The following is a 12,958-nucleotide window of genomic DNA, read 5'->3' on the forward strand; positions in this document are numbered from 1 at the left end:
CCACCCCGCTGCCGTTGGGGCTGGAGCATCGGCAGACCGAAGCGAAACTGGCCGGGTCCGGCCTCCCCCACGCGATCCTGCGCAACGGCTGGTACAGCGAGAACTATACCGCCGGCGTGCCGGTGGCACTGCAGTTCGGAGCTGTCATGGGCTGCGCCGGCGACGGCCGCATCTCGTCCGCCTCACGGGCCGATTACGCCGCCGCGGCCGCAGCCGTACTCCTGGCCGAAGAGCAGGCCGGCAAGGTCTACGAGCTGGCGGGAGACGACTTCTACACCCTGGGCGAGTTTGCAGCCGAAATCGCAGCGCAGTCCGGCAAGGCGATCAGCTACCAGGACCTGCCGGAAGCGGAGTACCAGCAGGCGCTGGTGGGCGCCGGACTGCCGGAACCGATCGCAACCCTGCTGGCAGAGTCCGATACCGGCGCCTCCAAAGGCGGCCTGTTCGACGACAGCAAACAGTTGAGCGCGCTGATCGGTCGCCCGACCACGCCAATGGTCGAATCGATCCAACTGGCGCTGGCGTCTCTGGGATAACCCTCCAAAGGCCGGACCAGCGCCCGGCCTTTCCCGTGCGCGTATCTATCTACTATCGAGGAAAAGTTGCCGCCGATTCTCGACAGGTTGCAGATCGATCCCCAGCACTGGCTCTACCTGAGCCGGAACTTCGAGAGCCGCTTCAAATCGCTGGTAGCTGCCGCCCACTCGGTGCGCAGCACCTGCGAACAGCTCGGCAAGCGCTGGGGCCAGGGTATCCGGAATTGCGAGCGCTATTTCCCGCCACCCGCCGATTCCTGACCTTTTGTTTTTTCTCTTAAGGAGCGCCATCGCAGGCTTGCTGCGAGGGTTGCTTTGCCTCAAAAACGCTGCTTGGCGCTTCTATATACAATCTGCTTATCGAAATCAGGCAGTCGTCGTATTTCAAAAGCTTCCGTATAACTCAGAAACTGCCTCGGATTTGCTTTCTCAACTGGTGGCTGTCCAGTTTTTCGTTTTTCGGAAAATACTGCGCCGACACGCCATTAAAATTGCAGCACCGCACGTAAGTAGCTCATTTTCAATGGCAGGTCCTAGGAAGAAACGGCCTTGCCAGTCCCTGTTCTTATCATCGAGAAATAATGTGCTGCCTATTACTGTGAAATGGTAAGTGCCTGAGCCGTTTCATAGTCATACACAATCAACTGACCAGGGCTCCGTCCCAGATAAATATAACCAGTCTTCGGATCAACAATGCCCCCATCACCGATACTAACCCCAGAGGAAACCCTATTTTCCCTGTCACCCGTTTCCAAGTCTACAAATACCATCCCCGGCCGACCACTACTGCCATTGGTATTAGCTACTATCAATTTGTTTCGCACTGGGTCCAACCTGATTTCCATAGGTCCAGCAAGTGATGGACCTTCCCCTACTGTATCCCCAGAAAATATCGCTCTTTTCCCCGTAACCAAGTCAACCTGATAAATAGCATTTTGTTGCATATCTGATATATAAGCTTCAGACTTACTGACGCCCAAGGCAATTCCCTGCGGGGAATCCCAGTTATCTCCACTACCAGAAACTCCCACTTGACTCAGCACTGTTCTGTTACCTGTCGCTATATCTACGACAAATAGCGCCTCTAGTCCCACATCCAGCACGTAGAGTGCCTCCTTTGACTCATCTATCTCAATACCCGTCGGCCACTCCAATTTGGGTCCCAGCCCGACATCTGCACTTGAGACCTCCACCGCCTCCTTACCGGAAAAATCTAGCTCAACAAGCCTGCCATTCATTCCATCTGTAGCAAATATTCTTCCAGACTCACTTCCAATAACAAAATCAATAGTCCCGGACAACGCTGGTGTAGCGTCAGTAATTTTCTTCAACAGTATTTCCCGGTCTCCGCTATTCGAGTTTACAGCCATAATCCCCGGGGCATAGCTTTCACCAAAGTTATTAACCAAGACAATGCGCTCGTTTTCCGAGTCATAACGCATAGACCCAAAATAGTTAACAACTGGTCCCTGTCCACGATAATCTCGAGTCAATTTTGACCTTTGCCCATCATTTAAATCCACAGCCAATAGCCGATTTGCCTCGCAACTATCCAGATACAAAGTATCTCCAGCTGGATCAATAGACATATCAAAATGATCCCTGAATACAAGGTTAGACTCTAAACTTTGCTCAGCTGAAGAAACCACTTCCTGAAAACCGGAAGTCAAATCCACTTTTATAATCTTATCCTCAATATCAGCCAAATAGGCATGCTCTCCTGCCGCATCCAGAACCAACCCCATAATCCAGGTAATCTCACTACCTTCAGAATTCGAAGCATCAAATATTTTGGTCCGGTCACCAGAAGACGGGTCTATTTTCAGCAATTTATCTTCGTTAAATACAGCATAGATTTCCCCCTTCGACATCTTTATCGATGAAAACTCATTGAGTTGCGGACCGGATCCGACTCCCATGCCAGACACTATAAATCTAGACCCAGATTTCAAATCCACCGTATAGACAGCCCCCTCCTCTGACCTGGAGTACACATAAACCCGCCCAGAAAGATCATCAAAAACCATTGAAATAAAGCCATCCTGGAAATACACCTCATCTGTCCCCTCCTGAGATATAAGCTTTGCTTCGTTATTCGACAGGTCGATCTCATACAAATCGCCGTCAACATCCACCCCGTATAATCGGCTATTCCATGAATCAAACCCCAAAGCCATCCAAGATTTCGCCCCAACATCATGAAAAACCATGCGACCGGAATCTAAATCCGCTTCCACAAGGTCAACGGCAGCAATAAATGCTTTCCTGCCCCCATAATCCACTGCCATATTCCCACAGACAGGAAGTGAAAGTAATCCACTCTTACCACTATAGCGATTAATCATTCGCGTATCTGCATCTTGCGTTATATTACCAGACGTATCTTCAACCTCCACCGTCAAGGCTTCTATTCCTTCTGTGAGAGAAACCGTTGCCTGCCAAGTATGAAAGTTATCTTCTGAAGTGGCCGAAACACCATTGACGCGAACTGATCTGATTCCGCGATCATCATAGGCAGTGCCCCGAACTACGAGTGGATAAGTAACAGCCCAAAGGCCATCCAGGTGTGGAAAATGAATCTCTGCAGTAGGCGGTGTAACATCATCTGGGAGAGGAATTGTCTCATCGCCTCCGTCATCAGATCCACCACCAGACCCACCGCAAGCGACTAAAACCAACCCCAAAACCAACACACTGGCGCCGCGAATCCCATCTAATAATTTCACTTGAACTCCCCAAAAACATTCCAGAGTACATTTATATTCATGATATACAGGCAGTAGTAAGCGGTTGACTCAGCCGCGGCTATTTATTCATTCAAGGGCAATCAAACCCAGTACGCAAGTAATATCCGGTGCGCGCTGAAAAGCCGTCGCGGCTGCATGTATCCCCCAAGACTTTAAAAATTACTGCAAACTATCTGGTTAATATTGTGCGCTATGCACGATAAAAACCGGAACAATGTCACAAAATTAAACCATAGATAAGACCAAAATTCCAAAGATAAGGGAAAGCTAGAAGACAATAATTGCGCCAACCATCAACTAGTGCGGAAATTTTAGACAAACCTGTAATCGGGGTGTAATGGCTACAGGTTAAATAGGCTGGTTAGTACGTATTGGGCAGATTTTTCCCATCTTGCTCTTGGCTTCGAGTACTGATTTGGAGGGCACCCCCAACCGGAGGTGATCGCCTGCAAGCAGGCTCCTACAGGTATTTTGCAGGAACCCGCTTGCAGGCGGGATGGAAGGTTGGATTAAAACTCGGCGCTGGCTCTCAGGTACCAGAAGCCACCGTTAAATCCGAAAGGCGACGTCAGGGATTGGCGCACTCCAAGATATCTGAGATCACCATTACCTTCATCATCTGCCTTTACATCGAATATATTCTCACCGCCAAGCGCCAACTTGTACTTATCCTGAACGGTAAAAGTAGCTTCCAGGTCAACCAGCACCTCACTGCCATAACTAGTGACATCGGGACCAAATAGTCCTCCGGTAGACTCCCAACTGCCGTAACGATTGAGACGGAGATAGCTGCTGAACAGCTCGCCGGTGTCGTAGGAAAAAGTTAGCGTGGTGCGGTCGCTCGGCACTTGGTTTTCCAGATCGAACACCCGCGATTCATCGATGGTATTGGCAGCTACATTGCTCACCTTCTGCTTATTGTGATTGTGGCGCAAGTCCACGGTCAGCAGGTTACCGGCCAACTCGAAGTCGCTGGTAACCGCCAGGTCGATACCGGAAACTTCCGAATCATAGGCATTCACGAAAAAGTTCGCGTTGCTGTCTTCCAGCAGCGCGGCATCTTCGATCCCCGCGTTGGTCAGCAGCTCCACTTCCGCAGCGCCGATGGGGTTGTTGCGCAATGCCAGGCGATCTTCGATATCGATATTGTAGTAATCGATGGTCACGCTGGTGTTGTCGAACGGAGAAATCACCAGGCCGAGGGTAAAGCTCTGCGACTCCTCCGGTGTCAGCGAAACCGCACCCAGGGCTTCGGCGATTGGATGACTGACCGGGTAAGTGCCGTTGGGAATCAGGTTGCCGTTGGAATCAGAAGTGGTGGTGACGTTGAGAGTGTTCACCTGCCCCGGTGTGGGCGCGCGGAAGCCAGTGTTGGCGGTGGCGCGCACGGCAAAGTTCTCGGTGAAATCGAAACGGCCGGAGAGCTTCCAGTCGAAGGTGGAACCGAACTCCTCGAAGTCTTCATGGCGCAGGGCGGCCCCCAGGGTCAGGCGGTCGGTAATATCGGTCTCCAGGTCCACATAGCTGGCCCAGCTGTCGCTTTCGAAACTGCCGGCGGCTTCCAGCGGGAAGCCCTGGAAACCGTCTGAACCCACACCAAACTGCGCCGCGGTGGGGCCGGACTCTCTGGAAGCCTCGTCGCCGGCACCGATTTTGTAGGTCTCGTTGCGCCACTCCACACCGAATGCCAAGTTCAGCGGGGAAGCGAAAGCGGCTATGTCGATGGGTTTCACGAAATCCGCGTTAACACTGGTTTCTTCCTGGGTCAGGGTGCCCGGGTTAAAGCTGGTGGGAGACAGTGCGCCCAGGCTCGGGTTGATGGAATCCTTGAGCACATAGGATACCTCGCTCTCCGCAGTGCGCGCGCGCAGATCCCAGCTGATGCCATTGACCCATTCGCCGCGGGCACCGACCACAGCGGAGAAGTCTTTGATATCGGCGCCGAACTGCGGGTTGTAGCCGCCGGGGAACTGGCTGTAGATGGGGTTGCGCAGCACGTAGCCGCTGGGGCTGGAGGAGTCCGCCACCAGGTAATCGGACGGAGTCAGGCTCTGGGCGAGAATATTGTCAATTAAAGACTGCGGTGCCGGATCGGGCAAATAATCCCAAGTAGAAGGATCCCTGGGGTTTCCATCTGTTTGTAAGGTTTCACGCGCGCGGGATTCATATTCCGAGCCCAATACCGGAGGGCGGTAGAAAAAGTCGGAAATGGTCTCGTTATCCGAGTAGCCGAAATTGCCGTACAGCTCAGTGCTATCACCGATCTCGTAGCCGGTGTTAACGAACAGCTTGAGGATTTCCACATCCGGATCGCCCCAACGTTGCCCCAGTCCGTCCAGCGGCACCTTGTCCTCGCCCACCACGCTGCCGACGAATTCCGCATCGGGGCGCGCCTCACCGCGCCAGGTTTTGTCTGCGGTGGAGTGCTCGACGGTGGTGTTGACGAAGCCCCGGTCCCCCAAACCAAAACCGGCGTTGGCGGCCACACTGGTGCGGGTGCCGTCGCCCTCGAAGTACTCGCCCCGCTGCGCGGAGATGCTGAAGCCCTCGGCAGCATCCTTGAGGATCACGTTGACCACCCCGGCGATGGCGTCGGAACCGTACTGGGCCGAGGCGCCGTCGCGCAGCACTTCCACCCGTTTGATGGCGGCGGAGGGGATCGCGGAGAAGTCCACTGCCTGGGACCCCTGGTTGGTGGTACCAAGGGGAGCCAGCTGCAGGTTGACCAGCGCGGAACGGTGGCGGCGGGTGCCGTTGACCAGCACCAGGGTCTGGTCCGGCGACAGGTTGCGCAGGGTCACCGGGCGAATGAACGCCGTGCCGTCGGCGATGGGAAAGCGCTGGGTATTGAACGAGGGTGCAACTTTGGCCAGGGACTCGGTGAGGTCGAAGCTGGCCTGCCCGGAAAGGTTTTCACCCCCCACCACATCGATCGGCGAAAGCGTCTCGAGGGGGGAGACACCCTCCTTGCGGGTACCGGTTACCACCACTTCCTCCACGGTGTCGTTGGACTGCGTTTCCGCGGTCTGCGCCGAGCCGATGGTGGGAAGTGCGAGTGCCGCAGCGATGGCCAGGGACAAAGGTTTAATAGAATAGCTATGCATAGTGTGCCCGTCCTCTCTCATTATTCATTTATCGAGTCGAACATCGCGCCTTGTCTTACCCCAAGACAAATAGCACGATGTCGTTTAATAGATTTTTTTGTTTGTCACGCGAAGGCGTTGGGGGAGAATATTGCAATCGGGTGGGGGCTTCAATTGATTGTTTGTGGTTGGGTAAAAACGCCAATAATGTCACAGCAATCCTGGTAGGGCGGGGGAGGTTCAGGGGGACGAAAATAGCGTGTAGGAGCGGCGGGGCGGCCATCCGCCCGTGGCCGCGATCGAGGGTGGTTCAAATCACAGACCGATCGCGGCCGTGGGCCGCTCCTACAGCGGAAGAGATGTTAGCGGAAATCAGCTCTTGGCCGCTTCCTTTTGCTCTTTACTCCCCTCCGCTGTCTGCTGTGGCTTGCCCTCTTCCTCTGACTTCCGTACCAATTGCGGCCGGCGCAGGTCGGCGATGCGCTCGTAGCTGTAGCGGCTCAGTTCGAAGAGCTGCTCCCGGTCGCTGCGGCGTACGAAATACTTGTCGTCCGCGTGCAGGAACTGGTAGCTGAACTCGCCGCCATTTGCGGTGACCTGGATTTGCAGCGGCTCGGCTTCCGGCACCTCCTCCGCGGGTTTCTGTATCCGCAGGCCGGACAGGGCGTTCGCCAGTTCGCGGGCCTTGTCCGCATCCAGCTCACCCTCCGCCTCCGCGAACTGCCACTCTCCGTCGACTTTGCGCAGCTGGTAGTCGGGCCCGCTGATCGACTCCGGTTCCCCGGCCGCCAGCAGTTTTTTGTCCAGCCAGTCGTCGCCCTTGGCGGGCATTTCGTAGCTGTTCAGCTCCACCGCGTAGATGGCGTCGTCGCCGGCGCGGCGCAGGTGTACCCGGCGGAAGCCCGGCGAGGTGCCGATAAAAAACTCCGCCGCCACTTCGCCGTCACTGTACAGGCGAAGGCGCTTCTGGAATTTTTCCTCAGCCACCTCGAAGCGCTCGCGGGCGGAGCTGGTAGTAGCCACCGGCCAGCCGCTGCGCATCTCTGCGAGTTTGTCCAGCAGACCATCCAGTTTCGCGGCGTCCACCGGCAAGCTGTGCAGCTCCGGCAGTTGCCATCCGCCATCATTTTTCTGCAGGGTGACGGAATTGTCGTCGCTGCTGATTTCCAGCCTCTGCAGTTGCTCCGGCTGCAGGGCCAGCAGTGGTTCGCTCTGTTGCTGCAGTTCCTGCTGGCGGTGTTCCCGCCAGAAGAGCCCGGCGGCCAGCACCAGCTGCAGGGCGAGAAATCCACTCAGGTAGAATTGCATTTTTTTCATGGGTTTTTTCCTTCTAATTTGTAACTGCTCACTCATAGGGAACCTGCATTGGCTTAAGCGAGCCACCCTGCAGGAGCGGCGGGGCGGCCATCCGACATGCCCGCGATCAGGCTCTGTTCGCGGGCATGGCCCGCTCCTACAGGGGTGAGCGGTTACTTTTTGATTTCGCCGCGGTCGCCCCCTATCCCGCCAGCAGTTCACGGTAGCGGCTCTGCCGCGCGCGCTTGCGCAGCTGCTGCACAATCGCCACCAGCGCCAGGGCGAGGGCGGCACAGATATAGTTCAGGTATTCCCAGAACAACTGGGTACCGTGTTCCATGGGTGGCAGGGTGCGGTTGAAGTGGCCGCGGGAACGAATGCTCAGCAGCCCCGCATCCTCCAGCGCCCAGTCCACACTGTTGGCCAGCAGCTGCAGGGTATTCAGGTATTCACTGCCCGTGGCGGAGCCGCTCATGCGCACCACCTGGTCGCGCAGGAAGTCGTTGGACGAGAAGAGAATAATGCGCGCGGATTCCGGCGAGCGGCCGATCAGCGACGGCAGGGTCTCCAGCTCGCCGGCTTTTTGCCCTTCACCTTCCTCCGCGTTCTCTTCCTCCGTTTCTTCCCTTGCCGCCAATGGCGAAGTCTTGCCGGCGAAGTAGGAATCGAACCGGCCGGCGCTGATCACACCGAGCAGTTGTGCGCCCTGCTCCCCCTGCGGTTTGAAACCGCTGACCGCGCCGTTTTCCAGCCGCGGCATCACATCGGTGGAAGTGGACAGCCAGCTGCCCGCGGAGCTTTTCAGCAGTTCGGTGACCTGGCGCCCGCCCTGCTTCTCGCTGTCCACGCGGATGGGCGATGCCCAGCTCAGGGTGGCCTGGGGCAGACCGGCGGTGATGGGGTTGTCGCCGTTCAGTCCCTCGCCGCGCACGTCGACGAAATAGGGGTAGTCGAGCATGCGCAGCTCCTGCATCTGGAAGCCGCCGATATTGCGGCTGACCGGAACGGGAAAGGCGCTGTTCTGCGGGTCCAGTACCAGTTTCTTGTCGATGTCGAGGCCGTTGTGGGCGAGCCATTTTTCCAGGCCGCTGGTCACCGGGGACAGGCTCAGGCTGCGGTTGCTGAGGCTGGCGCTATAGGGCGAGGTGGCGGCGACCACGGTGCCACCCTGCATCAGAAACTGGTCCACCGCGAACAGCTGCTTTTCATCCAGGTTTTTCGGCGCGAGCAGCAGCAGGATATCCGCGGCGCCGGATACCCTGCCGTCGCTCAGATCCTCGCGCTCGATATTCAGTTCGGCGCCGAGCAGGTTTTCCAACTGGCTGAAGCTGGGTCCGCCCATGCCGAACTGCGCGTGCGTGGGATCGCCGGGCGGGGTTACCAGGGCCACTGTCTTGGTAAACCCGCTGGCAAAGCGCTTGATGCCCGCCTCCAGGTTGCGCTCCAGTGTCTCCTTCTTCAGGTCGTCCAGCGGAATCTGTACTACCTGGTCGCCGCGACCCAGGGTCAGGTAGAAATAGAAGGCGTCGGCGCTGAACAGGCCCGCGGCCATCGGCTGGAAGCCGTAGTCGTCGGCGATCTGTTTGGCCACTGCGCCGCCGTCCGCGTCCGGGTCGATAAAGCGCACCTGCAGCCGCCCGCGGGCGTCTGTCTGCAGTTTTTCTGTCACTTCGCGCACCGCGCCTTTGAATTCCACCAGCTGCTGCGGCAGATTTTCATCCGCGGACACATAGGCGTTGAACACCAGTTCGCTCTTTACCGTATCGAACAGGTTGCCGCCGGCCTGGTAGCCGTGCAGCACCTTGCGGATGGCGCGGGTGACGTCCAGTTCCGGGTTGCGCAGTTGCACGTCAATATCCGCCTCGCTGGCCGCCTTCACTTCGATCAGGTCGCGGAAGCCCAGCACCTGGTATTCGTCGCCGTACTGCACCAGCACGTCGAAATAGGAGCTGACGATGGAGGCCTGGTAGCGATCCGCCACCTGCAGGGGCACCGGCGCTATGCCGTATTTCTGGTTGGCCTCCTTTTCCAGTTCCGGTTCCCGCGCCGGGTCCACGAACTCCACCCGCACCTTGCCGCCGCCGGCCACCTGGTATTCCCGCAGCAGGTCGCGCATTTGCGGTACCAGCGGCGAGAGCAGCGGGTGGGTCTTGGCGCTGAAGTAGCCGCGGATCAGCAGCGGCTCCTGCAGCTGTTCCAGGTACTGGTGGGTGGCCGGGGAAATGGAATAAAGGTTGCCGCGGGTGGCGTCCAGGCGCAGTCCGTGCACCTGGCCCAGCCAAAGATTGGCCCCCAGGGCATTGGCTACCAGCAGCGCGGTGACCGCGCGCCAGCGGTTGCGGTTGCCGGCGTCACCGCCGCCGGACCAGCGCTCGCGCTCCAGCACCAGGGTGTTGAGGGCGAGAAATACCGCGACCATGCTCAGGTAGTAATAGAGGTCGCGCAGGTCGATTACCCCGCGGGTGATGGCGTCGAAGCGCGAACCGGTGCCCAGCAGACGCAGCCACTCGGCGGCGGTGTTGCCGAAAAATCCGGTGACCAGCGGCGAGCCCAGCAGATAGAAAAAGCCGCACAGGGCCGAGGCCAGGATCAAGCTCACTATCTGGTTGTTGGCCCGCGCGGATACGAACAGGCCGATGCTGAGATAGGCCGCGCCCAGCAGGAAAGTGGCGAGATAGCCGGCCCACACCGGCCCCCAGTCCAGTTCGCCCATCAGCGAAACCGTGACCGGCAGCGGCAGAGTAATGAGCAGCGCAATGGCCAGCAGCGCCAGGCAGGCGGCAAACTTGCCCAGCACGAAATGCCACAGCCCCGCGGGCTGGGTGAGCACATGCTCCAGGGTGCCGCTGCGCCGTTCCTCGCTCCACAGGCGCATGGTCAGCGCCGCGCACAGGAAAATCAGCAGCAGCGGCATCCACTCGAACAGCGGGCGCACATCGGCGATATTGCGCGAGAAGAACGCCTCGCCCCAGAAAAACACGAACAGGCCGATGGCCGCAAAGCTGGCCAAAAACAGATAGGCGATCGGCGAAGCGAAAAACAGGGTGATCTCCTTGGCGGCGATTCGGCGCACCAGGGAACCGTGAGACAGGTTGTTATGCGGCATGGCTCAGCTCCTCCTTCCCGTTGACCGCGGCCTTCTCGTTCACCTCCCGGAACAGGGCCTCCAGGTCCCGCTGCTCCGGCTGCAGCCGGTAGAGTTCTCCGCCGCCCTGCACTACTGCGCTGGCGACGGCGGCGCCCACCGCGCGCGGATCTGCGTCCGTCTCCAGAGCAATGCAGTAATTGCCCTTGCCCGCGTCCTCCACCGAAGCGACGCCATCGATCTCCGCGATGCCGGGCGCGGCACTGGCCTCCAGCAGCAGCCGGTTGCCGCGGCGCAGCGCGTCCAGACGCTCGTCCACCGCCAACCGGCCGGCGCTGACGATCAGCACCCGGTCGCAGAGCGCGTCCACCTCCTGCAGGATGTGGGTGGAGAGGATCACCGTGGCCTCCCGGGAGATCTCGCGGATCAGTTCGCGCATCTGCTGGGTCTGGCTCGGGTCCAGGCCGTTGGTGGGCTCGTCGAGGATCAGCAGCCTGGGCCGGCCGAGAACCGCCTGGGCCACGCCCACCCGCTGCTTGAAGCCGCGCGATAAGGTGTTGATGGGGGAATCCAGTTTGGCCGCCAGTTGGGTGGCGGCTATGGCGCGGCGGATCTCCGCGCGTTTTTCGTCGCCGGTGAGGCCCTTGAGGTCGGCGGCATAATCCAGGTAATCCGCCACGCTCAGTTCCCCGTAGAGGGGCAGGTTTTCCGGCAGGTAACCCAATTGGCGCTGGATGCGTTTGGTATGGACGGCCAGGTCCAGGCCGTCCATGCGCACGCCGCCGGCGTCCGGCTCCAGGTAGCCGCTGAGCATTTTCATGATGGTGGTTTTGCCGGCGCCGTTGTGTCCCAACAGGCCGACGATCTCGCCCTTGCCAATGGCGAAGCTGACGTTGTCCACGGCCTTGAAGGCGCCGTAGCAACGGCTGAGGTTGCTGACTTCCAGCACGATGTCCTCCTTTTTTCTACGGTTTATTCTTCTCCGGGTAGCTGCGGAATGGCGGGCTCAGCGCGGCGGAGGACGGGCCGCGAGGCGCTTGTCAGTCGAGAAAACCATTGCTCTTATTCCGGTAAAAACAAAGCTCAAACGAGTGATGGGCGGTTAGATAGGGGCGTTTGGGAAAAGTTCAAGTGGTTGGAGGCTGGGGACTCGCCATGGTTATCCGCTGTAGGAGCGGGCCATGCCCGCGATCGAACTCTCGGCTGGCGGAAAGGCCGATCGCGGCCATGGGCGGATGGCCGCCCCGCCGCTACAAGGACAGCACGTAGGAGCGGCTTGTGGCGTATTCACTGGATTTGGGGGTCGCTGTTGGCGCGCAGGTTGTCGGCCGCGGCCCAGAGGTCGTTTCCCAGTTGTTTCAGTTGTTCTGCGTTCATTAGTTACTGCTTTCAAATTTGGGGGTCAGCATACTGACCGGAACGGCGAACAGTCGCTCGCCAAAGGGCGGTATGTTTTCCCCATCGTAAAACACCACACCTGCGGCAAACTGTTTGCCGCAGGCATCTTTCAGTTTATTCAGGCCTTTGAAATCACTTTGGGTGACGGTGGCGGCGGCCTTGATTTCTATGCCGGCCAGTTGCCGGCCCTGTTCGATGACGATATCCACCTCCACTTTGTCCTTGTTGCGGAAGTGATAGAAAGCCAGGTTTTCTTCGTGCCAATCCGCGTATTTGCGCAGTTCCTGATAGACGAAGGTCTCCAGCACCTGGCCGAGCAGCGCTTTGTCCTGCCACAGGGCCTGGCTGTTGACACCCAGCAGGGCACACGCGAGACCGGTATCCGCGAGATGCATTTTCGGGGTTTTGATCAGACGGCTGAGCCGGTTGTTGTGCCAGGGCTGGAGTTGTTCGATCAGGAACAACTGTTCCAGCAGCGCCAAGTATTCGCGGATGGTGGGCCGGCTGATGGCGAAGGGGGCGGCAAGGTCTGAGGCGACGAACAAGCGCGCCGTTTGGCCAGCGGCGAGGGTGATCAGCTTGGGCAGGATGTCCAGGTTGTGGATGCGGGCTATTTCCTGCACATCCTGCTGTATCAGGGTACTGATGTAGTCCCGGTACCAGGCCCTTTGCCGCCTGGCTGTGTCGCGGGCAATGGCTGCGGGATAGCCGCCGCGGCAGAGGAGTTCCGCCAGGGAATCGCCCAGGCGCGGGTTCGTCCATATGAAAGAAAGTTCTCGTCCAAATGAAAGAATGGTTTCGGCCAAGTGTAAA

7 protein-coding genes and 1 pseudogene are annotated in these 12,958 nt (G+C 58.3%); 2 read left to right on the forward strand and 6 right to left on the reverse strand.

The annotated features are described in order from the left end of the window. Window positions 1-536: pseudogene (locus ACRC0P_RS03910) on the forward strand (KR domain-containing protein); the annotation flags it as partial. 66 nt (window positions 537-602) lie between these two features. Further along, a complete protein-coding gene (locus ACRC0P_RS03915; RefSeq protein WP_438628480.1) occupies window positions 603-797 on the forward strand; it encodes a hypothetical protein in 195 nt (64 codons plus the stop codon). Between the two features lie 332 nt (window positions 798-1,129). Here ACRC0P_RS03915 and ACRC0P_RS03920 read toward each other — a convergent pair whose 3' ends face one another. From ACRC0P_RS03920 to ACRC0P_RS03945, 6 genes are all read right to left on the reverse strand, one after another. Next, on the reverse strand, window positions 1,130-3,262 hold the full coding sequence (locus ACRC0P_RS03920; RefSeq protein WP_438628481.1) for an outer membrane protein assembly factor BamB family protein: 2,133 nt from the start codon (window positions 3,260-3,262) through the stop codon (window positions 1,130-1,132). A gap of 530 nt (window positions 3,263-3,792) precedes the next feature. Beyond that, a complete protein-coding gene (locus ACRC0P_RS03925) occupies window positions 3,793-6,387 on the reverse strand; it encodes a TonB-dependent receptor plug domain-containing protein (RefSeq protein WP_438628482.1) in 2,595 nt (864 codons plus the stop codon). Window positions 6,388-6,738: 351 nt separating this feature from the next. Then, the gene (locus tag ACRC0P_RS03930; protein ID WP_438628483.1) at window positions 6,739-7,683 is read right to left on the reverse strand and encodes a DUF4340 domain-containing protein; all 945 of its coding nucleotides are present in this window, start codon (window positions 7,681-7,683) and stop codon (window positions 6,739-6,741) included. Window positions 7,684-7,864: 181 nt separating this feature from the next. Then, a complete protein-coding gene (locus ACRC0P_RS03935; protein WP_438628484.1) occupies window positions 7,865-10,768 on the reverse strand; it encodes a Gldg family protein in 2,904 nt (967 codons plus the stop codon). Then, a complete protein-coding gene (locus ACRC0P_RS03940) occupies window positions 10,758-11,696 on the reverse strand; it encodes an ABC transporter ATP-binding protein (RefSeq protein ID WP_438628485.1) in 939 nt (312 codons plus the stop codon). Before ACRC0P_RS03940 ends, ACRC0P_RS03935 begins: the two co-directional genes overlap by 11 nt. Before the next feature lie 427 nt (window positions 11,697-12,123). Further along, the gene (locus ACRC0P_RS03945) at window positions 12,124-12,951 is read right to left on the reverse strand and encodes an ATP-binding protein (RefSeq protein ID WP_438628486.1); all 828 of its coding nucleotides are present in this window, start codon (window positions 12,949-12,951) and stop codon (window positions 12,124-12,126) included. Between the last annotated feature and the right edge of the window lie 7 nt (window positions 12,952-12,958).

The sequence above is a fragment of the Microbulbifer sp. genome (genome assembly GCF_051659245.1).
Lineage (GTDB): Bacteria > Pseudomonadota > Gammaproteobacteria > Pseudomonadales > Cellvibrionaceae > Microbulbifer.

Coding starts and splice junctions, on each gene's coding strand:
- ACRC0P_RS03930 (WP_438628483.1), bottom strand. CDS start 7,683: ATGAAAAAAATGCAATTCTACCTGAGTGGATTTCTCGCCCTGCAGCTG.
- ACRC0P_RS03925 (WP_438628482.1), bottom strand. CDS start 6,387: ATGCATAGCTATTCTATTAAACCTTTGTCCCTGGCCATCGCTGCGGCA.
- ACRC0P_RS03935 (WP_438628484.1), bottom strand. CDS start 10,768: ATGCCGCATAACAACCTGTCTCACGGTTCCCTGGTGCGCCGAATCGCC.